20 protein-coding genes are annotated in these 19,786 nt (G+C 66.2%); 15 read left to right on the top strand and 5 right to left on the bottom strand.

Going from position 1 to position 19,786, the window contains the following annotated elements:
* Positions 1-99: 99 nt before the first annotated feature.
* Positions 100-321, bottom strand: coding sequence for a hypothetical protein (locus QQK43_RS02910; RefSeq protein ID WP_284306612.1), 222 nt, complete (start codon positions 319-321; stop codon positions 100-102).
* 558 nt (positions 322-879) lie between these two features.
* Here QQK43_RS02910 and QQK43_RS02905 point away from each other — a divergent pair.
* The 5 genes from QQK43_RS02905 (at position 880) to QQK43_RS02885 (ending at position 6,414) form a co-directional block, all read left to right on the top strand.
* On the top strand, positions 880-1,704 hold the full coding sequence (locus QQK43_RS02905; protein ID WP_284306611.1) for a DUF932 domain-containing protein: 825 nt from the start codon (positions 880-882) through the stop codon (positions 1,702-1,704).
* A gap of 74 nt (positions 1,705-1,778) precedes the next feature.
* Entirely contained in the window at positions 1,779-3,851 is a 2,073-nt protein-coding gene (locus tag QQK43_RS02900) for a ParB/RepB/Spo0J family partition protein (RefSeq protein ID WP_284306610.1), read from the top strand.
* Between the two features lie 61 nt (positions 3,852-3,912).
* A complete protein-coding gene (locus QQK43_RS02895) occupies positions 3,913-4,122 on the top strand; it encodes a hypothetical protein (RefSeq protein WP_284306609.1) in 210 nt (69 codons plus the stop codon).
* A 314-nt stretch (positions 4,123-4,436) separates the two neighbouring features.
* The gene (locus QQK43_RS02890; RefSeq protein ID WP_284306608.1) at positions 4,437-5,309 is read left to right on the top strand and encodes a DMT family transporter; all 873 of its coding nucleotides are present in this window, start codon (positions 4,437-4,439) and stop codon (positions 5,307-5,309) included.
* A 790-nt stretch (positions 5,310-6,099) separates the two neighbouring features.
* Positions 6,100-6,414, top strand: coding sequence for a DUF736 domain-containing protein (locus QQK43_RS02885; RefSeq protein ID WP_284306607.1), 315 nt, complete (start codon positions 6,100-6,102; stop codon positions 6,412-6,414).
* A 369-nt stretch (positions 6,415-6,783) separates the two neighbouring features.
* On the opposite strand, the gene QQK43_RS02880 is transcribed toward QQK43_RS02885, so the two are convergent.
* Positions 6,784-7,077, bottom strand: a complete 294-nt coding sequence (locus tag QQK43_RS02880) for a helix-turn-helix domain-containing protein (protein WP_284306606.1) — start codon at positions 7,075-7,077, stop codon at positions 6,784-6,786.
* A gap of 314 nt (positions 7,078-7,391) precedes the next feature.
* Between QQK43_RS02880 and QQK43_RS02875 the strand changes: the two genes are divergently transcribed.
* From QQK43_RS02875 to QQK43_RS02835, 9 genes are all read left to right on the top strand, one after another.
* Positions 7,392-7,742 carry a DUF2958 domain-containing protein gene (locus QQK43_RS02875; protein WP_284306605.1) on the top strand — a complete coding sequence of 117 codons (351 nt, stop codon included), beginning with the start codon at positions 7,392-7,394 and terminating at the stop codon, positions 7,740-7,742.
* A gap of 339 nt (positions 7,743-8,081) precedes the next feature.
* The gene (locus QQK43_RS02870) at positions 8,082-8,840 is read left to right on the top strand and encodes a DUF2285 domain-containing protein (protein WP_284306604.1); all 759 of its coding nucleotides are present in this window, start codon (positions 8,082-8,084) and stop codon (positions 8,838-8,840) included.
* Positions 8,841-8,965: 125 nt separating this feature from the next.
* Entirely contained in the window at positions 8,966-9,247 is a 282-nt protein-coding gene (locus tag QQK43_RS02865) for a helix-turn-helix domain-containing protein (protein ID WP_284306603.1), read from the top strand.
* Positions 9,248-9,273: 26 nt separating this feature from the next.
* Positions 9,274-10,107: a replication initiator protein A gene (locus tag QQK43_RS02860; RefSeq protein ID WP_284306602.1), complete on the top strand. Its 834-nt coding sequence runs from the start codon at positions 9,274-9,276 to the stop codon at positions 10,105-10,107.
* 289 nt (positions 10,108-10,396) lie between these two features.
* Positions 10,397-11,035 (top strand): ParA family partition ATPase, encoded by a 639-nt coding sequence (parA, locus tag QQK43_RS02855; protein WP_284306601.1) that lies wholly within the window; start codon positions 10,397-10,399, stop codon positions 11,033-11,035.
* Positions 11,032-11,316, top strand: coding sequence for a chromosome partitioning protein ParB (locus QQK43_RS02850; protein ID WP_284306600.1), 285 nt, complete (start codon positions 11,032-11,034; stop codon positions 11,314-11,316). Before parA ends, QQK43_RS02850 begins: the two co-directional genes overlap by 4 nt.
* Positions 11,313-11,846, top strand: a complete 534-nt coding sequence (locus QQK43_RS02845) for a DUF2840 domain-containing protein (RefSeq protein WP_284306599.1) — start codon at positions 11,313-11,315, stop codon at positions 11,844-11,846. Before QQK43_RS02850 ends, QQK43_RS02845 begins: the two co-directional genes overlap by 4 nt.
* Positions 11,843-12,442, top strand: a complete 600-nt coding sequence (locus QQK43_RS02840; protein WP_284306598.1) for a S26 family signal peptidase — start codon at positions 11,843-11,845, stop codon at positions 12,440-12,442. Before QQK43_RS02845 ends, QQK43_RS02840 begins: the two co-directional genes overlap by 4 nt.
* Before the next feature lie 436 nt (positions 12,443-12,878).
* Complete coding sequence (locus QQK43_RS02835) at positions 12,879-14,846, top strand: relaxase/mobilization nuclease and DUF3363 domain-containing protein (RefSeq protein ID WP_284306597.1); 1,968 nt, start codon at positions 12,879-12,881, stop codon at positions 14,844-14,846.
* Positions 14,847-14,973: 127 nt separating this feature from the next.
* Here QQK43_RS02835 and QQK43_RS02830 read toward each other — a convergent pair whose 3' ends face one another.
* The 3 genes from QQK43_RS02830 to QQK43_RS02820 form a co-directional block, all read right to left on the bottom strand.
* The gene (locus tag QQK43_RS02830; RefSeq protein ID WP_284306596.1) at positions 14,974-15,453 is read right to left on the bottom strand and encodes a thiolase family protein; all 480 of its coding nucleotides are present in this window, start codon (positions 15,451-15,453) and stop codon (positions 14,974-14,976) included.
* A 158-nt stretch (positions 15,454-15,611) separates the two neighbouring features.
* The gene (locus QQK43_RS02825; protein WP_284306595.1) at positions 15,612-17,240 is read right to left on the bottom strand and encodes a PHA/PHB synthase family protein; all 1,629 of its coding nucleotides are present in this window, start codon (positions 17,238-17,240) and stop codon (positions 15,612-15,614) included.
* Between the two features lie 100 nt (positions 17,241-17,340).
* The gene (locus tag QQK43_RS02820) at positions 17,341-18,519 is read right to left on the bottom strand and encodes a thiolase family protein (protein ID WP_284306594.1); all 1,179 of its coding nucleotides are present in this window, start codon (positions 18,517-18,519) and stop codon (positions 17,341-17,343) included.
* Positions 18,520-18,754: 235 nt separating this feature from the next.
* On the opposite strand from QQK43_RS02820, the gene QQK43_RS02815 reads away from it, so the two are divergent.
* Entirely contained in the window at positions 18,755-19,720 is a 966-nt protein-coding gene (locus QQK43_RS02815; protein ID WP_284306593.1) for a helix-turn-helix domain-containing protein, read from the top strand.
* Positions 19,721-19,786 lie beyond the last annotated feature (66 nt).

Raw genomic sequence — 19,786 nt, 5'->3', positions numbered from 1 at the left:
GTGCCAGCCGGAATGGGCACTATCTGAGGGGGCTTTCGGGATCGGCCCCGATGGGCCATGGTGGCGGGCCTGCGGGCGAGCTGCTGTTTGATCCGGTGATTACCAGGGCTTCCAGCGCCGCTGGGGTGTGTGCGGCACGGCACCGAGCAGGTTCATCGGAGGCAGTGCATGGGGCGCATCGTTCCGGGGGAAGCGCCGGCGCACCTCGCGCTCCAGTTCGTGCGCGAAGCCGCGGGCGTCTTTCTCGCCGCGCAATGCCCGTTGTCGCCAGTCACGGGCCTGGGCAACCAGTTCATCGTCCTGTAGTTCTCGTATGTCCATGGCAAGCACCATTGTGCCGATGCCGTGAACAGTAGCGGTCCACTGGGATTTGGCTGAAATCATATGGGCGTCCCCGGCCTTCTGGGAGATGGCCGGGCGCGCTGTCGTGCGCGTAGCGCATCGAACCGCCTACGGCGTTTCGCCCCTGACGGGCTTCCATCGTTCCCGCGCTCCGCGCGGCTGACGCCTCCGGCCCGGCTTCCAGCTTCGGGCCTGCGCGCTTCGCTTGCCGTGCGGTCGGCGTATGGAAGGGCCGTTGCCTTGTCCAGCCGTCTTCCCTGACTTCATCACCTTGTCCGCGACTGTAGCCCGCGGCCTGGTGCCGTCAAGGCGCGCCAGGCCGTGTCCTCGCTGCGCTGCGGGCCGCACCAACCTGGCGCTTGTCTCCTTGACGGCCCCCGTCCACGGGCTCCCTTTCGTCGCGGGCGATGAACTCAGGAAAGACGGTGGCAACAGGGCCAGCCGGGTTCCTCGTGCCAACCGCACCGAACAGCCGCAAGGCTGGGCTCCGAATCTAGGAATCCGGTGTTTCTTCAACAGCCAAGTCAGGAGAAAGACATGCTCGCATCCCGTTTCGCAAACCATTCCCCCGCACTGCGCAGCGACTACCCGCTGTCCGATGACCAGATTCGCAGGGTGGCCCCGTCCATCTTCGCGGATGCCCCGCACCAAAGCCGTTCCGAACGGTACAGCTACATCCCCACAGCCACGGTGTTGACCGAGTTGCGGAAGGAGGGATTCCAACCCTTCATGGTGTGCCAGACCTGCGTGCGCCGCGATGACCGCCGCGATTTCACCAAGCACCTACTGCGCCTTCGCCACGCCAGTCAGATCAACGGCGCGGAGGCCAATGAAATCGTCCTCTTGAACTCGCACGATGGCACCAGCAGCTATCAGATGCTCGCCGGGCAATTCAGATTTATCTGTGCCAATGGGCTGGTGTGCGGCGACACCTTTGCCGATGTGCGCGTGCCCCACAAAGGCGACGTGGCGGGCCAAGTCATCGAGGGAGCCTATCAGGTACTGAGCGGCTTTGACCGCGTGAAGGAATCGCGCGACCTGATGCGCGGCATCACCTTGGACGATGGCGAATCCGAAGTGTTCGCTCGCGCTGCGCTGGCGTTGAAGTACGACGACCCGGGCAAGCCTGCACCTGTCACCGAGTCGCAAATCCTGATGCCGCGCCGCTTCGAGGATCGCCGCCCGGATTTGTGGTCGGTCTTTAACCGCACCCAAGAAAACCTCACGAAGGGCGGATTGCATGGCCGCAACGCCAACGGACGCCGTCAGCAAACCCGCCCCGTGCAGGGCATCGATTCCGACATTCGCCTGAACCGCGCCCTGTGGCTGCTGGCCGATGGCATGCGCCAGCTCAAAGCCTGACCCCCTCTGACGTTTTCCCCGCCGGAGGGGCGGTTCCCCTCCATTCCCTTGTTTCACTCGATTGGAGTTTCATCATGAATGCCACTACGCAAACCGAAGCCTGCGCCGTCAACACCGCAGCCAGCAGCGCCAACGTGCTGCAAGCCGCCGACCCGAGCAAGCACATGATTCTGGTGCCGCTGTCGCGGCTGGTGCTGCGCCCCACGGGCCGCAACGTGCGCAAAACCGTCCCGCGCATGTCCATCCCTGAACTGGCCGCGAGCATTCAGCGCGTGGGCCTGCTGCAAAACCTGATCGTCATTCCCGCCGCTGATGGTGAGCATTACGAAGTCGTGGCCGGTGGCCGACGCCTTGCTGCCCTCAAGCTGCTGGCGAAGAAACACCGCATCGCCAAGGATTGGAACGTGCCTTGCCTGCGCGTGGCCGATGGCACGGCCCGCACCGCCAGCCTGACCGAGAACGTGCAGCGCGAAGCCATGCACCCGGCAGACCAGTTTGAAGCCTTCGCGGCGCTGGTGGCCGAAGGCCGACCCATCGAGGACATTGCAGCGGATTTCTCTGTCACACCGCTGGTGGTGCAGCGCCGTTTGAAGCTGGCGAACGTCTCACCCCGACTGATGGCGGACTACCGGGCCGATGCTGTCACGCTCGATCAACTCATGGCGCTGGCCGTGACCGACGATCATGCATTGCAAGACGCGGCTTTCTATGAAGCGCCCACTTGGCAGCGCAGCCCGTCCGCCTTGCGCGAGCGCCTGACCGAGCGCGAAATCGACGCCTACCGGCATCCGCTGGTGCGGTTCGTGGGGCTGGACGCCTATGAAGCCGCAGACGGTGGCATCCGGCGTGACCTGTTCGCGGAAGACGATGCGGGCGTGTACCTGACCGATGCCGCACTGCTGGAGCGGTTGGCGCAAGACAAGCTGGCGTGCATCGCCGCCGAGGTGAAGGCCGAGGGCTGGGCTTGGGTGGATGCCGCGCCCGCCGCCACGCATGCCGATCTGCAAGCCTTCCAGCGTGCCCCGAGGGAGCGGCGCGAGCCGAACAGGCGCGAGGCGCAGCGCATCGAGAAGCTGCAAGAGAAGATGCGGGCCATCGGTGAAGCCGTGGATGCCGCGATGGACGCTGAGGACGAAGACAAGGTCGATGCCTTGCAGGAGGAAGGCGAAGCCTTGGGCGAGCAGTTGCAGGCGCTGGAAGATGGTTTGCAGGACTACGGCCCGACCGTGAAGGCCGCGGCCGGTGCCATCGTCACCATCGACCGCAACGGGCAGGCCGTGATTCATCGCGGGCTGCTGCGCGAAGCCGAAGCCAAGGCGTTGCGGACGCTGGAGAAGCTGCGCCAAGGGTTCAACGGCGCGGATACCGCGAACGACGACGAAGGCGAAGATGCCGACGACACGCTCAAGGCCGCAGCCATGTCCGACCGGCTGGCGCAACGCTTGAGCGCCCATCGCACCGCCGCGCTGCAAATCGAAGTCGCCCGGCATCCGCAAGTCGCCTTGGCCGCACTGGTGCATGGCATGGTGCAGACCGTCTTGCAGCGCCGCTACTACGGCCACGATCTGCCGCTGGGCGTGCGCCTCACAGTGCAGGACCGGCTGGAAGGTATGGCCCCGGACTGGCCGGAATCGCCCGCCGCCGTGGCCCTGCGTGAACTGCAACAGGTGACAGGTGTTGCCTTGCCGCAGGACAGCGCCGCACTGTTCGCCGCGCTGCTGGCGATGGAGCAAGGCGAACTGGTCAAGCTGCTGGCCGTGTGCGTGGCATCGACGGTAGACGTGGTGACGCCGCGTGCCACTGCGCACCAGCCGGGCGCGGAACTGGCGCAGGCCGTGGGCCTCGACATGGCCGCATGGTGGCAGCCGACTGCGGAAGGCTACTTCAAGCACGTTCCAAAGGCGGCGGTTCTGCAAGCCGTGGGCGAGTTCGCACCCGAGAGCGTGCACCGGTTGGCGAAGCTCAAGAAGTCCGACATTGCCAGCGAGGCCGAGCGGCTGGTGAATGGCAAGGGCTGGATGCCTGCCATCTTCAAGGCGCAGGCGCAGGAGCACGCGCCCGAGGAAGGCCCGCAGGATGCGGAGCAGGACGGCGCGGAGGGAGCCGCCACCGTGGCGGATGAACCCGCCGAGGTATTGGCCGCTTGACCCGCACTGCAGCAAAGCGCCCGGAACCATCCGGGCGCTTTGCTTTACGGAGAACCCGCCCATGACCCGTACCACCACCCGCTGCCCGCGCATGGCGGCGGTCTATGCGCCCGGCACCGTGCGCGCCCGCCGCTGGCACGGCGATGGCGACGTGCGCGGCTACCGCCCACCCTCGGGCTGGACGGCCCGCGCCGACCTTACCGACATTCATCCCATCACGGGCCGCGCCTTGGCGCGTGCTGTGTGGTGGATCATCGAGACGAAGGAATAACCATCGCTAGCACCGCGCCCAGGCCGTTTCGCCCTGGGCGCGGTGAACTTCAAAAATTCGGGCACGGCAGTGGCCGTGCCCGGTGTCAACGCCAAACAGCCCCAACTGCCACGCAACCGACTTCACTGACACTCAGGCACCAGGTGTTTGCCGAATACAAGGTTAACTGCTGTCACAATCTTGCGCAGAAGGTCGTATCGACCACTCAGCCAATCAGCCCTCGTAAAACTGGGGGCGGTTCAGGCCCTCCGTGAACCGTCCACGCGGTCATGGCCTGACATCCGTTGGCTTCAGCTTTCAACATTGGATACCACTTGACGACCCATCGCAGCGCGCTGGCTGCTGCGCACATAGCAGCGTTACTTTTTGGACTCACCGGAATCTTTGGGGCACTCATCAAGGCACCGCCGAGTGTGATTACCTGTGGGCGTGCGGCGTTTGCCACTTTCGCGCTCGCCATCTTCGCCTTCGCACAAAAGCGCCCACTGGTGCATCAACTAACTTGGCGCAAGGTCCGCATCTTTGTCTTCACGGGTTTGTTGCTGACGTCCCATTGGGTCACATTCTTCATCGCCGTGAAAGTTGGCGGCGTCGCCGTCGCCACGCTGGGCTTCGCCAGCTTCCCGGCGTTCATTGCGATGCTGGATGCGCTGGTGTTTCGGGAACGCATCGGGGTCAGTGAAGCCCTGTTGCTGGTTTTGGTGACAGCCGGCCTAATTCTCGTGGTGCCGTCGTTCGACTTCGGCGACAACGGCACCATCGGACTCGTTTGGGGGCTGGTCTCCGGTTTGTCATTCGCCATGCTGGCAATGACAAACCGGCGGGCCGGTGCGGGACTGGATCCGATCCAGGTGGCCTTCTGGCAGAACATTGTGGTGGCGGCTGTGCTGCTGCCCTTTGCCATCGGCGGGGTTCCTGCGCTGGGGACAACAGACTGGGTTCACCTGACCCTGCTCGGCATCGTCTGCACCGGCTTGTCGCATTACCTCTTCGTCAAGAGCCTGGGAGGTTTGAGTGCGCGCAGCGTGGGCATGATCATCGCCCTCGAACCCGTCTACGCCATCGCCTGCGCGTGGTGGCTCTTCTCGGAGCAACCGTCGGTGCGCATGTTGCTGGGCGCTGCGCTCATCATTTTCGCCATCGCGCTATCGACACGATCCAAGGCGCCGGAAATGCAGCCTGCATAGCATCAGCGTGTCGGCGCGATGCGCCGCCGGGCTATTGGGCTGCGCCCCGTGCCGACTTTGCCGTCACGGCCATTCGGCTTCAATCCCTCACGCCTTCGCGCCTGCGGCGCTGCGCGCTGTGCTTGCCTCCAGGGGAAAGCCCTGCGGACTATCCCCGCCGCGCGATGCTTGGCGCCCCTTGATACCGCCGAACCGGCAGCGCCGGATCGGCCAAGGCCAGCGCCCCGCCGCATGGGCAGTGCCCAATCGGTACGCCGGGGCTTGCTGCGGCAGGTTGTGCGAATGCGTGCCGTCCGCGACGCTGGCAGTTCGTCGCCTGTATGTCACGAAGGATGGTTCACGAATATGCCACCCGGCCTTGCATTGGGGCTCCCCACACCGCGCTGCAAGCATGGGCGCCTGCATGGGCAGGGGCATGTTCCCGCTGGTCGTTGGGGATGGCCTTGCCGAGTCAGGGGGCGTGCCGGTGAAACCGTCGTGCGGGGATGCCGAGCTGGCCATGTCTCCTTTCGGATTGGGGTGGTTCAGCCCAAGGCGTCCTTGTGTTGTTGTGAATCCTGGCGGGGGCGCGGCTGCGCCTCGGGCTTCATGGCTGCAACCGTCCAGCGAAAACAATTTCCCTTGCTTTGTCACTACGTTCGGCGCATTCCTCGCGGCACAAATTCTTTTCGCCTCCCGGTGCTCCACTGCGTTGCGCCCGCAAGCGGTGCAGCCAGCCCGTCCCCCGCCGGCCGGATCACAACAAGGACGCGATGGGCGCGAACCTTGTTCAACCGTAAGGAGATTCATCATGGCAACCATCGGCACCTTTACCGCAGACAAAGACGGCTTCGCCGGCACGCTGCGCACCCTGACCCTCAACGTCAAGGCCAAGCTGGTTCCCAACGACAAGGGGGACAACGAACACGCCCCCGATTTCCGCGTGCAGGCGGCAGGCTTCGACATCGGCGCTGCATGGCGCAAGGTCAGCAAGGCCGAACGGCCCTACATTTCCGTGACCCTGGATGATCCTTCGTTCCCGGCAACGGTCTACGCCCGCCTGATCGAGGAGGACGGCGGCACGCACAACCTGATCTGGTCGCGCAGCAAGCCCCAGGCGGCCTGACGGCCGCCGGCGCCCCGCCCACGCGGCGGGGCGCTGTGCTGCGGATGCAGCGAAGAATCGAAGACCGGAAACGCTTGGCCCGCGTGCAGCTCGGGGTGAAGCAGCGCGGTGGCAGGTCGATGGTTTGAATTCGCAGATGCAAATGCCGGGCGGGTCGGTGCTGCGCACCACCGGGCTTTGCGGGCTCCGCCCCGTGCCACCTTTGGCGTCACGGCCATTCGGCTCCAATCCCTCCCGCCTTCGCGCCTGCGGCGCTGCGCGCTGCGCTTGCCTCCGGGGGAAAACCCTGCGGGCTATCCCCGCCGCGCAGGCTTGGCGCCCCTCGATACCGCCGAACCGGCTTGCGCCGGATCGGCCCGGCAAGCGCAGCTACGCTTCGCCGCTTGCCTTCAACACCGCCTCCAGTTCCTGCCGCACCTGCGCCAGCAACTGCTCGGTCTGCTTCGGCTTCCTGCCCGCGTAGGCCAGCGTCAGCAGCGTGAGCGGGTGGACTTCCATGACTTCGCACAGCTCGGCCAGCTTGTTCAAGGTGGGGCTTTTGAGGTCGCGTTCCAGCGAACTCATGTAGGTGCGGCTGGAGACGTTGGAGAAGGCTTCCTGACTCAGACCTCGTGCATGTCGGATGGTCTTCAGTGCCTCCGATAATGTGTGTTTCGCTGCCAACCCTGGATCTCCCCAAAATCCAAGATGACAGCCGATGGCGTCCTATAGGGCTACAATCTATAGTGTTCATCGCTTGCGGCTTGCCGCTTTTGTGCTTTTGCTGAAATCCGTGTCCGTGGCTTCGGACAGAAGCGCAAAGCCACATCCGTGCTTTGTCTCAAACCCGCCAATGCGGCTTTGCGCTTTCACGCTTGGGCGGTTTCGATGCAAGGCGCATTCGTGCTTTTGCGCACGCGCTTGACGATGGTTTGCGTTTGCGTATTGGGGATCGAAGCGTGCGAGCGCATCATGCGCGTTGCGGGGGATTCAGAGCCATGACCGAACCACTCACCACCGATCAGGAACGTGCGCAGTTGCTGGCCAACGGCAGGGATCGCGCGGCGGGCCTCGCCATCGACCCGCTGCCCGTGGTGCGGCTGTTCACGCCGGACGCGCACGCCACCTGGCTGCTGGCCGCGCTCGATCCCGCCGATGGCGATACCGCTTTCGGAGTCATGGACGTGGGGATCGGCATGCCCGAGCTGGGCCACATCAAGCTGTCCGATCTGGCCTCCATCGTCGGCCCGAACAAGCTGCCGGTGGCGCGGGACCGGTATTTCAAGGCAGTGCGCCCGCTGTCGGAGTACCTGCGGCTGGCGCAGGAGAACGGCTCCATTCTGGATTGAGCCGTTCGCGCCACGGCATAGCCGGGCGGATTGAGGCTATTTTTGTCTGGCTTCAGACCTGTCAGGTCTTAATCCAGACTGTTGCAGCGAATGGGGGTGACTCAGGCGCGAACGGTCATGATGACCGGCGCGATTTGCGGCAGGGTGGACGTGGCAGGAGGCAATTCACCTCATGCGCCACCGCCGCATTCGGACGATTCATGCAATGTACCGGATTCATTGCGTCTTGACACGAAAGTTACTGACCTGCCGGTTTTCAAACGATTGGAATCTGATGCGGTAGTGCTCGCACTCTGATGGCTGGTGGCGCCTCTCCTACTCAACAAGGGAGCTTGCGTCATGACAGATCGAAGTGCCGAGCATTGGTATCCCACGGCCGCGTACCTCTACGTGCTGCATTTGGACGGCCCTGCGCTGGCCTGGGAGTACCTGCGAAGAAATCCCGAGTACCGGCTGGACTGGCTGCGCCGTGCGCGCCGCCCCGATGCCGCGCAGCGCTGGGGCCTGCGTCTGCTGGAAGACCCGGCCCTGGATGCGCGCGACGCGCATCCGGCCTGGTTCCCCGACCATGAAGCCCTGGTCTTGCTCTACCCGGACGCCGACCCGCCGCCGGATGCGCTGGTCTTCGGCTTCTGGCACCTGCCTGGCCGCAAGCACCTGATCCACGACGGCCGCCGCCTGGTGCTGGTGGCCCGCTGGCCCGGCTGCTGCCTGCGCTTCGCGCTGGCGCCTGGCCTGGATGACGGCATGGCCTGTGTCTATGCCGTGCGGGCCTGCAGGGCGCCTTGCACGCGCTACCGCGCGTTCGCGGCTGAACTGGACAAACTCGACCGGCTGACCGGCGTTGCAGCCGAGCCGCCGGCCACCCGGCCCCGGCCGATGCCTACCGCGCTGCTGGAGCTGCACACCCTGCAAGCGCTCGACGCAACCCTGGCGGGTGCGTCCTTGCGCGAGGTGGCCGAGGGCTTGTTCGGCGCTGATGCAGTGGCGGCCGACTGGTTCTCCGACGGCAGCCTGCGCTCGCGCGTGCGGCGCCTGGTGCGGCGCGGCCAGATGCTGATGGACGGCGGCTACCGCCGCATGGCACAGCTCGAATGAGCTGGGGAGGGTCGTTTTGCCCTGGCTGCAAAACGACCCTCTGCGGAACAGCCGCGTTTTCTGAGACTGCCTCCATCCGGCCGCGCTGTGTGGCCGGGGTTCACCAGCCGATGGAGGTTCACCCCATGCGTCCCGCTCCCTTGCGGCCTGCCGCCGCTCCCACGAATCCCGCTGCGCAGCCGCAGCGCTATCTCACCAACGACGAAGCCGCCGAGTATTTGCGCCTGTCGCCGCGCACGCTGGAAAAGCAGCGCGTGCTGGGTGGTGGCCCCAAGTTCCGCAAGTTCGGCCGGCGCGTCATGTACGCCGTCACCGACCTCGATGCCTGGGCCGAAGACCGCAGCTACGCCACCACCTCCGATCCCGAGTACGCCGAGTTCCATGCGGCGGACAGCCGTGCGCGCTGATCGGCGGTGCGCGGGTGGGCTTCGCCATGTCCAAACCCTCGCGGGAGCGCGAACAGCTCGACCTGTTCCGTGCCCTGCCGGGCGACATGGCGCCGCGCGACAGCCAGGACTTGATGGCCTTTCCGTTCTTCTCGCTGGCGAAGTCGCGGCGCACGGCGCCGATCGACTTTCGGGCCAGCGGCATCACGATCCGCGTGGAGGGCACGGCCGAGCACGGCATCGCCACGATTTGGGACGCGGACGTGCTGATCTGGGCGGCTTCGCAGATCGTCGAAGCACGCGACGCGGGCTTGCGCCCGTCGCGGCTGATGCAGGCCACGCCTTACGAGATCCTGCGCTTCATCGGGCGCGGTACGTCGCTGCGCGACTACCAGCGCCTCAAAGCCGCGCTGGATCGCCTGCAATCCACGACGGTAGCCACGTCGATCCGCGAAACCACGGGAAGACGGCTGCACCGCTTCTCGTGGATCAACGAGTGGAAGGAACTGGCCGATGCCAAGGGTACGCCCTTGGGGCTGGAGCTGATCCTGCCGGACTGGTTCTACGGCGGCGTGCTGGATGCCGCCCTGGTGCTGACCATCGACCCGGCGTACTTCCGGCTCACCGGTGGGATCGAGCGGTGGCTGTACCGGCTGGTGCGCAAGCACGGCGGACGGCAGGAATCTGGCTGGCAGTTCGACTTTCGGCACCTGTACCGCAAGTCGGGCAGCAGCACGCGGTTCTCGGACTTCGCCTACGACCTGCGCGCGCTGGTCGCGCGGCAGTCGCTGCCAGGCTATGCCCTGGGCATCGAACGGATGCCGGGCGATGGAGCGGAACTGCTGACGTTCCGTGCCGTGCCGCCCACGGCACGGGGATAAACGGTGCGCGGCCTGTGGACGGGCTCGTGCTATCAAGAGTACAGGGTATCGTGCTATCGGGAGTACGACCCTCGTGCTATCAGGAGTACGAATCGGCCGCAAAGCCGCGCCAGCATTGGGTTTGCGACCCCCTTAACTTATCTAACGTAATTCATCTAACTGGTAGTAGAAGCGCCGCGCCCTGGTGGACAACCGCCAAACGGCACGCGCGGGCCTGCGCATCCGGCCATCGAAATGCCGGTCTTGCAGGCCGATCAACGCCAAGTCTTCCAACACGGAGGGCCAGGCCATGATCGTTGCGCTGCTCAACCAGAAAGGCGGCGTGGGAAAAACCACGCTCGCCACCCACGTCGCCGGCGAGTTGGCGATGCGCGGCCAGCACGTCGTTCTGCTGGATGCCGACCCGCAGGGCTCCGCGCTGGACTGGACGCAGCGCCGAAGCCAGCAAGGCTTGCCACGGCTGTTCAGCGCCATGGGCCTGGCACGCGAAACGCTGCACCAGGAGGCGCCAGAACTCGCCAGGCGGGCCGATCACGTCGTCATCGACGGGCCGCCGCGCATCGCCGCCTTGGCGCGCTCCGCGCTGCTGGCGGCCGAGCGCGTGCTGATTCCAGTGCAGCCAAGCCCTTACGACCTGTGGGCCAGCGCCGAGATGGTGGCGCTGATCCGCGAGGCGCAGGTGTTTCGGCCCGCGCTGCGCGCGGCCTTCGTCATCAACCGGCGCGTCAGCACCACCGTGATCGGACGCGAAGCACGCGGCGCGCTGGCCGAGCAGCCGCTTCCTGCGCTGCGCGCGGAAGTGCATCAGCGCATCGTGTTCGCCGACAGCGTGGCCGCTGGCCGGCTGGCGCGCGAGACAGCGCCCGACAGCGCCGCCGCGCGCGAAATCACCGCGCTGGTCGATGAACTGCTGCGGCGGCCGTCATGACCGCGAAGCCATCACCCAGCAGCAAACGCGCCGCCAAGCGCGTGGGCATCGGCGCGCGTCCGCCCGCGAATCCGCACGCCGAGGCGTGGATTCGCCAGGGCGACGCCGATGCACTGGGCAAGGGCGACCTCTACACCGCACGCCTGACGCTTGACATCACGCCCGCGATGCGCTCGCGCATCAAGGTATCGGCCTTCACGCAGGGCGTGACGGTGGCCGACCTGCTGCGCGCGCTGCTGGAGCGGGAGTTTCCAGAACACCGCAGGGAGAACACACCATGACTGCATCCGCTTTGCCTGCCGCTGGCGCGGCCACGGCTGCGCTCGCAGCGCCTTCCGGCCAGCCAGCCAGAGCGCCGCTGACGCGCGTGGCGCTGGCTTACATCGAACCGCGCTTCAAGCTCTACCTGCGCTTTGGTGAACCCGCGCGCACGTTGTGGCTTGACCGCTGGCGCAGTCTCGCCGTGTTCATGCCGAACGCCGTGTTCTGCCGCATTCGCTGGCAGGCCAACGACTACGGCACTGTGCGCTGGCAACTCATGGTGATGCAGGCTTGCACGCCGCTGGACGCGGCGCAGCGCATCCCCGGTGTGCAGCCTGGCGCGCGCCTGCTGCTACATGCCGAGGGCGAAAACCAAGTCCGCGCCGTGCTGGAGTGCATTGACGCCATCGAGGTGCTGGGTATCACGCCTGTAGGCGTTTCGCCCGCGTACTGGCGCACGCTCGCCAACCGGCTCGCTGCGCGCCTGCCGTTGCCTGAATACAGTGCCGAGCGGCACGCCGCCTGGCTGACCGGGAGGGCGCTGTCATGACGCTTCCATCCGCCGTTGCCGGCGCAACCGGCATTCCGCCGCATCCTCGCTCGCGCCTGCGCGCTCGCCTTGTGCTAGCGGGCCTGTCCGCCTGCGGCCTCGCTGCGCTGGCCTGGGCGTCCTTCGTGCAGCCGCTGCCGCGCCTGACCTACAACCCGTCCGACAGCGTGGCGGTCGGCTGGTATCGCATTGATCCGCTCGACCGTCGCGCCAGCTTGCCGCCACGTTCGTTGTCCGTGGGCAGCATCGTGCTGGTGCCGCTGCCCGCCGAAGCCGCCGCGCTGGCTGCGCAGCGCGGCTATCTGCCGACGCGCATCCCGCTGCTCAAGCGCGTGGGTGCGGTCGCACCGCAGGAGGTGTGCATCACTGGGGGCCACGTCCGCATTGACGGCATGCCTTTGGCCGCCGTGCTGCCCGCGGATCGGCTGGGCCGGCCGCTGCCATCCTGGCAGCAGTGCCGCCGCCTTCGGCCTGGCGAACTGTTCCTGCTCAGCGTCACCAACCCGGCGTCGTTCGACAGCCGGTATTTCGGGCCGATCAGCGCCGCCGCCGTGATCGGTGTTGCGCGCCCGGTCTGGCAGGAGTCACGCCCATGATGCCCACCAATTCGCTGCGCATCATCGTGCTATCGGGCGTGTCGTTCCGGCTGCTGCCTCCGTGTCGTCGCGCGTGCAGTGCGAGCGCATTCGCGCTGCACTTCGCGCGGTCTTCCAACGTGCAGGCGTCTTGCCTCGAACGCGCCCGGCCTGCGGCCGTCGCCGCGTTCGCCGGCGCGCTGGCTGCTCGCGCAGCAGCGCCACCGGGCCGCAGTTGCTGGGAGCGAGAACCTGGGGTGCCAGGGGAGGCAAATGCGGAAGGCAAGATTGAAGGATGCGGCACCAGGGTGCGCGCAAAGTCAGTCTGCACGTGGGTTTCGGGCGGCACGCCCTCAATGGCGGCTTGGTGCCGCCGACAGCCCCAATGCCTTGCGGGCATTGGGAATACCGTGTGCCGCATCCGCTCGGGCGCGATGGGCTTGGCTGGGGCTTCATCATGAGCCAGCGCGGAAATCCCGCTGACGATGACCGTTTCCGCGTGCGGCCAGGCAAGCCCAAGCAGCGCGGCGACACCTTTATTGCCCAGGTGCTGCGCCAGACCAGCAAGGCCGCTGGCGTCTCTGGCCGGGGGCGCAAGACCACCGGCAAGGCACCCGGTTCGCGCCTGGGGCGCGGGCATACGGCAGCACGCTTCACAGGCCAGTCGTTGACGGCGTTTTCGCGCCGGGCTACGGTCAAGGTGCGGCTGGTGTACTTGCAGCAGGCCAGCGGCAAATCCACGGTGCAGCACCTGCGCTACATCGAGCGCGAAGGGGTGGACCGCCAGGGTGGACAGGGCCGAGCCTATGGGGCCATCACAGACGAGGCGGACACGGCCGCTTTTGAGGAGCGGGGTAGGGGAGACCGGCATCAGTTCCGCTTCATCGTCTCGCCCGAGGATGCCGACCAACTCGAAGACCTGCGCACCTACACCCGCCATCTGATGCAGCGCATGGAGGCGGACCTGGGCACCCGGCTGGACTGGGTGGCGGTGGATCACTGGAACACCGACAACCCGCACACCCACGTGGTGCTGCGCGGCAAGGACGACACCGGCAAGGATCTCATCATCTCGCAGGAATACATCACCCGCGGAATGCGCGAGCAGGCGATGGAACTGGCCACCGAATGGCTGGGGCCGCGCACCGAGCTGGAGATCCAGCGCGCCCTGGCCCGTGAGGTGGAGCAGGAGCGCTGGACTTCCCTGGACCGCACCCTGCAGCGCGAAGCGGTGGACGGACTGGTGAAGATCGAACGCTTCAACGAGCCCAAGCTGCAGCGCCAGCGCCTGCTGCTGGTCGGGCGGCTGCAGCAGCTTCAGCGCATGGGCTTGGCGACAGAAACCCAGCCCGGCACCTGGGCCGTCCATGCCGAGGCCGAGCCCACCCTGCGGGCGATGGGCGAACGCGGCGACATCATCCGCACCATGCAGCGCGCGATGGGTGGCAAGCAGCGCGACCTGGCCGTATTCCAACCGGGTGAGGATGGGCAGTCCATCATCGGCCGCGTAGCGGGCAAGGGGCTGGCCGACGAGCTGTACGACCGGGGCTATCTGGTGGTCGATGGCATCGACGGCAGGGCGCACTATGTGGCGCTGCCGCCCAGGACGGAACTGGAGCCGTACTCCGTGGGCGCAGTGGTCGAAGTAAAGGGCTCTGCCGACGTGCGCGCGGCGGACAAGAACATCACCGCGCTGGCGAGCAATGGCCTATACCGCACCGACCATCACCTGGCCATTGCACAAGGCCAGGCCAAGGATGGCTGCGACCCGCGGGAAGTGGTGGCGGCCCATGTCCGCCGCCTCGAAGCATTGCGCCGTGCGGGCATCGTCGAGCGCGTGGCCGAGGGGCTATGGAAGGTGCCGGACGATCTGCCCGAGCGGGGCCGCCAGTACGATGCGCAGCGCCTGGGCGGCGTGGCGGTGGAGCTGAAATCGCACCTGCCCATTGAGCGGCAGGCCCGCGTGATCGGTGCCACTTGGCTGGATCAGCAGTTGATCGGTGGAGGCAAAGGTTTGGGTGATTTGGGCTTTGGCAGCGAGGCCAAGCAGGCGCTGCAGCAGCGCGCCGACTTCCTTGCCGAACAGGGGCTGGCCGAGCGGCACGGCCAGCGCGTGATCCTGGTGCGCAACCTGCTGGCGACGCTGCGCAACCGGGAGGTCACACAGGCCGCCAAGGACATTGCCGCCGAAACCGGCCTGGAGCACCGCCCCATGACCGACGGCCAGCGCATAGCGGGCATCTACCGCCGCAGCGTCATGCTCGCCAGCGGGCGCTACGCCATGCTGGATGACGGCAGGGGGTTCAGCTTGGTGCCGTGGAAGCCGGTGATCGAACAGAGGCTGGGGCAGCAACTCGCCGCCACCGTGCGCGGCAGTGGTATGTCATGGGAGATTGGGCGACCACGTGGAATGCCTTCGCGCTAGACGTTGCTCAGATTTGCGCGGCAGGCTGCGGCTGAGGCCGCACTAACCGGCTTTCCATAGGTGTCGCGTAATACGCCCTTCTGTTTCTCAGTCATCAGATTTCAATTGAACCACGGTTCGTCGCAACTCATGCTTGAGAACCTTGCTCGTGGCATTCTTGGGCCGCCAGCGAGAACAGCGCCTGCGATTGCTCGGCCACTCGATGCACGTCCCATGCACCATCGAACACGGCAATGCTCTTTTCCTTGTCCGTCGAGAACAACTTGTCCACGCCCACGACGAGGCAGATATCGCTGCCGCCCGCCGCCACGCACCAGCGCGCGGCATTCAGTGCGGTGCTGGAACTGGCACAAGCGTCTTCCACGTTGGTGACCGGGATGCCGGTGATGCCCATGGCCTTCAGCGCGATCTCGCCCACCACCATGTGCTGGCCCTCGATGCAGCCCTGACCAGCGGTGGCGAAATAGGCTGCGCCTACCCAGCCCGTATCGGCTAGCGCCTCGGTCACGGCCTCGCGCGCGAGGTCCTTGACGCTCAACTCCTGCTGCTTGGCAAAGCGGGTGATGCCGACACCGGCGATATGGACGGGTGGGGTGGATGCGCTCATACCGAAGCTCCTAGGGTGATGATGGCTTCAACGTGTCCGCACTGTGCGCGCAGTTCGTCCGTGGTGCCTTGCCAGGCGCATGGGCACCTTGAGGTTCTGCTCGACGAGCACGGCGAAGCAACGGCGGCGGCACAGCGCGGCGTTGAAGGCGCAGGTATTCACGTCGCCTTGGCTTTCACATAGCGCCCTGGCGCAGGCTCGATGACGGGGAAATCGGCATTGCCGAGTGTTCCCGGGGCCTTGATTTGCGCACCCGCGTGAGAATTCAGCCACTCGCTCCACTCGGGCCACCAGCTGCCTTCGACGTTCTGCGCACCGTCCAACCAGGACTCGGCATCCGGCCTGAGCCCGCCAACCCAATGGCTGCGCTTGCGCTTGGCTGGCGGATTGATCACGCCGGCAACGTGACCACTGGCGCCCAGTACAAAACGCGTGTCGCCGCCCAGCAACCGAGTGCTGATGTAGGCAGTTTTCCAGGGCACGATGTGGTCTTCGCGCGATGCATAGACGAAGGCCGGAACCTCGATGCGCGACAGATCCACCGGCACACCGCACTGCACCGTACCGCCGGGCTCTCGCAGCCGGTTCTCCAGGTACATGTTGCGCAGGTACCAGCAGTACATCGGACCCGGCAGGTTGGTGTCGTCCCCATTCCAGAACAACAGGTCGAAAGCAGGCGGCGCCTTGCCCTGCAGGTAGCCGTTGACCACGTAGGGCCAGATGAGATCGTTGGCGCGCAGCGCCGCGAACACTTGGGCCAATTCACGCCCGTGCAGAACCCCACCGTGCCCGATCGCGGCCTCCCGTGCAGCCACCGACGACTCCTCGACCATCAGGCCGAGTTCGCCTGTTTCCGAGAAATCGAGCAGGGTCGTCAGCAAGGTGACGCTTGCCACGGGCTTCTCGCCGCGCGCGGCTGCGACGGCCAGCGCGCTCGCCAGCAAGGTGCCGCCGACGCAAAAGCCCAGGGCATTGACTTGGTCGGCGCCGCTGATCCGGTTGGCAACGGCCAAGGCCTCGAACACGCCGAGTTCGAGATAGTCGTCCCAGCGCAGATGCCCCTGCTCTGCCGTGATGTTGCGCCAGGAAACGAGGAAAACGGTATGCCCTTGCGCCACGGCATGGGCCACCAGCGAATTGTCCGGCTGCAAATCGAGGATGTAGAACTTGTTGATGCAGGGCGGGACGATGACCAGCGGGCGCTGGTGCACCTTGGCCGTGGTCGGCGCATACTGGATCAGCTGCATCAGTTCGTTCTCGAACACGACGCTGCCCGGGGTGGTGGCGACGTTGCGGCCGACCTCGAAGGCCTGGTCGTCCGTCATCGAAACCTTGCCCTTGGCCAGATCAGCGAGGAAGAGCTTCGCGCCTTCGACGAGGGTGGCGCCGCCGCTGTCGATCGCGGCCTGGATCGCTTCGGGATTGGTGGCCAGGCAATTGGCCGGACTCATGGCGTCGACGACCTGACGCAGCGCAAAACCCCACTGAGCCTTGCTGCGTCCATCCATGGGGGCCGCATCCAAAGCACGGCGCATCGACGCGGCAAGCTGTAAATAGCCTTGTGACAACTGCGCGAACCGCGGATCCTGCTGCCATGCGTCGCCTGCAAAGCGGCGGTCTGGTATCGCCTGCCCCATCGGCATCCAGGCCGAAGACCACAGCTCGGTCATCTGCTTCATGCCCTGCTGCCACGCCTGGAACGAGGAAGCCGCGCCTGGCCAGGCGGACGCCTGGGCCCATGTATCGAACCACTGCGTGGGCTCCGGATCGGATTTGGGTTCAGTCATGATGATTACCTTCTCGGATCGGGAACGCGTTGCTGGAGAAGAGGGCCCTTACCGGCCGGTGCATCCGGAAGCGCGCGTGCTCAAGAATGGCTCCGGCTCTTCAAAGCCGTTCGATGATGGTGGTATTGGCCGTACCGGAGGCCTCGCAGATGGTCTGCAGGCCATAGCGGCCGCCGCGGCGCTCGAGCTCGCACAGCAGGTCGGTGAGCATGCGTGCGCCGGTCGAGCCCAGCGGATGGCCGATGGCCACCGAACCGCCATTGACGTTGAGGCGTTCGTCGGAGATGCCGAATTCCTGCTGGAACATGAGCGGCACGCCGCCAAAAGCCTCGTTGACTTCGAACAGATCGATGTCGGCCAGGCTCAGGCCCGATTCCTTCAGTGCCTTGCGGGTGGCATCGAGCACGGCGGTGAACTGGATTACCGGATCGGCGGCGGCCACGGCGGTATTGACGAAGCGCGCGCGCGGCTTCAGGCCGTGCTGCTTGGCATAAGCGCGGCTGGCGATCAGCAGCGCGGCGGCGCCGTCGCTGATCTGCGACGAGTTGGCGGCCGTGGTGGCGCCGTCGGCGGCAAACACCGGCTTGAGCGTGGCCATCTTCGCTGGGTTGGGGTCCGCGCGCACGCCCTCGTCGGCGGTGACGACCGGGCTGTCCGGGTCGGCCGGATCCTCGGTCAGCCGCACCAGTTGATCCTTGACGCGGCCGGCCTGTGCGGCTTCGGTGGCACGCCGATGGCTGCGCACGGCAAAGGCATCCAGGGCCTCGCGCGTGAGACCGAAGCGCTTGTTCATCAACTCCGACGAAGCGCCTTGCGGCATCAGCGGGTTGTCCTGATAGCGTGCCAGCTCGCGCGGGCTGTATTGCGAGCCGAGCGGCGCGCCGGGCCTGAACGACGGCGGCATCGGCGCCTGCGACATCGACTCCACCCCGCCGGCGATGACCAGCCTGTAGGCGCCCGCCTGGATGCCGTGCACGGCAAAGCTCACCGCCTGCTGGCCGGAGCCGCATTGCCGATCGACCGTCACCGCCGGGACGGATTCGGGCAGCCCCGCCGCCAGCACGGCATGCCGGCCCAGGTTGCCGTGCTGCTGGTCCCATTGCAGCACGCAGCCGACGACCACGTCGTCCAGATCCGCCGGGTCGATGCCGGATCGCTCGACCAGCTGGCGCAGCGTCTCGCCCAGCAGATCGACGGGATGCCACTTCTGCAGGCGCCCGCCGCGCTTGCCCACGGGGGTGCGCAGCGCACCGACGATGACGGGTTCATGATCGCTCATACTGTTCTCCCAGGCCTGCTGCCACCAAGGTACATCGTTGGCAATTCGCCCGCGCGCGTCTTGCCCACCAGCGCATGGCGAGTTGACGCCAGGCGCACAAGGGAAAACCCGGGTAGGTCAGCAGCCGTTCTCGACACCGTGAACACGCGTCCTGAATGCAATGTCCCCCGGCACGGGGAGATAAAATCGACGTTGCGCAGCGCTCAGGAGACAGGAAGCGCGCAGGAGACAAAAGATGTCATCACAACAACTCTCCCTGGAGTGGTCGACGGACCATGTGGCCCCCAAAGACCGGGTCGATGCCATGGGAGCGACCCTGGAACGCAATTTCCGGCGTTGGGACTTTTCCTCCCGGGCGGAGCCCTCGACGTTCCATGCGCGGCTGCGGCGGCACGATTTTGCGGGCGCCTCGCTCTTGCGCATCTCGACCGACACCTGCGTGGGAGAGCTTCCGTCGAGCCGGACGGCGTCCGACGAAGAGATCTATCTGGGGCTGCAACTGAACCTGAGCGGGCGCGAGCGGGTGCAGATGCGGCAATGGGACGAGCAGATCGATCCGGGCGAGATGTTCCTTTGGCGTACTGATCTGCGGCAGCGCTTCGAGGTACTGGAGCGAATCCACAGCATATCGCTGATGGTGCCCTGGCAGCTCATGCGCGAGCACCTGCCGGCGCGCGCGCAGCCCCCTGCCGTCTGCCGTATCGACAACCGCGCGGGCCTGGGCTCGCTCCTGGCGCGGCATCTGCGTGCCTTAGCCAAGGAGATCGACACGGTGCCGCCCTCGGCCTACGCCGCCCTGTGCCGCACAGCCATCGATCTGCTGGGTGTTGCGCTTCCGGGGCCGGACGGCGGCGTGAAGTTCAACGCCATGGCCGTGATGCGCGAGCGTGTGCTGACCTACATCGCCCGCCATCTGCACGAGGATGACCTGAACCCGGCGCGCATCGCCGCGGCGCACGGCATCTCGTTGCGCTACCAGCAGGCGCTGTTTGCGCAAGGCGACATCACGGTGGCCGGCCATATCCTGGAAAGCCGATTGCAGGCGTGCCGGCAGGCACTCAGTGACCCGGCTTGTCGGCACTTGCAGATCTCGGAGATCGCCTTCCGCTGGGGCTTCAACTCCACCAGCCACTTCTGCCGCGCATTCAAGCAGCGCTACGGGGTGTCGCCGGGCGAGATGCGCCGCATGGCCGCCCACTGAGCGCCGGCTGAGCGCCCGGCCCGGTCGACAGAACCGGGTTTTCCCTTGTGCGCGTAGCGTCAATTC

The sequence above is a fragment of the Hydrogenophaga electricum genome (assembly GCF_030160815.1).
GTDB classification, from domain to species: Bacteria; Pseudomonadota; Gammaproteobacteria; order Burkholderiales; family Burkholderiaceae_C; genus Hydrogenophaga; species Hydrogenophaga electricum.
The sequence above is the reverse complement of the archived record's forward strand: the minus strand, read 5'-3'. Positions and strand labels throughout refer to the sequence as shown.

Coding starts and splice junctions, on each gene's coding strand:
- QQK43_RS02910 (WP_284306612.1), bottom strand. CDS start 321: ATGGACATACGAGAACTACAGGACGATGAACTGGTTGCCCAGGCCCGT.
- QQK43_RS02905 (WP_284306611.1), top strand. CDS start 880: ATGCTCGCATCCCGTTTCGCAAACCATTCCCCCGCACTGCGCAGCGAC.
- QQK43_RS02900 (WP_284306610.1), top strand. CDS start 1,779: ATGAATGCCACTACGCAAACCGAAGCCTGCGCCGTCAACACCGCAGCC.
- QQK43_RS02895 (WP_284306609.1), top strand. CDS start 3,913: ATGACCCGTACCACCACCCGCTGCCCGCGCATGGCGGCGGTCTATGCG.
- QQK43_RS02885 (WP_284306607.1), top strand. CDS start 6,100: ATGGCAACCATCGGCACCTTTACCGCAGACAAAGACGGCTTCGCCGGC.
- QQK43_RS02875 (WP_284306605.1), top strand. CDS start 7,392: ATGACCGAACCACTCACCACCGATCAGGAACGTGCGCAGTTGCTGGCC.
- QQK43_RS02870 (WP_284306604.1), top strand. CDS start 8,082: ATGACAGATCGAAGTGCCGAGCATTGGTATCCCACGGCCGCGTACCTC.
- QQK43_RS02865 (WP_284306603.1), top strand. CDS start 8,966: ATGCGTCCCGCTCCCTTGCGGCCTGCCGCCGCTCCCACGAATCCCGCT.
- QQK43_RS02860 (WP_284306602.1), top strand. CDS start 9,274: ATGTCCAAACCCTCGCGGGAGCGCGAACAGCTCGACCTGTTCCGTGCC.
- parA (WP_284306601.1), top strand. CDS start 10,397: ATGATCGTTGCGCTGCTCAACCAGAAAGGCGGCGTGGGAAAAACCACG.
- QQK43_RS02850 (WP_284306600.1), top strand. CDS start 11,032: ATGACCGCGAAGCCATCACCCAGCAGCAAACGCGCCGCCAAGCGCGTG.
- QQK43_RS02845 (WP_284306599.1), top strand. CDS start 11,313: ATGACTGCATCCGCTTTGCCTGCCGCTGGCGCGGCCACGGCTGCGCTC.
- QQK43_RS02840 (WP_284306598.1), top strand. CDS start 11,843: ATGACGCTTCCATCCGCCGTTGCCGGCGCAACCGGCATTCCGCCGCAT.
- QQK43_RS02835 (WP_284306597.1), top strand. CDS start 12,879: ATGAGCCAGCGCGGAAATCCCGCTGACGATGACCGTTTCCGCGTGCGG.
- QQK43_RS02830 (WP_284306596.1), bottom strand. CDS start 15,453: ATGAGCGCATCCACCCCACCCGTCCATATCGCCGGTGTCGGCATCACC.
- QQK43_RS02825 (WP_284306595.1), bottom strand. CDS start 17,240: ATGACTGAACCCAAATCCGATCCGGAGCCCACGCAGTGGTTCGATACA.
- QQK43_RS02820 (WP_284306594.1), bottom strand. CDS start 18,519: ATGAGCGATCATGAACCCGTCATCGTCGGTGCGCTGCGCACCCCCGTG.
- QQK43_RS02815 (WP_284306593.1), top strand. CDS start 18,755: ATGTCATCACAACAACTCTCCCTGGAGTGGTCGACGGACCATGTGGCC.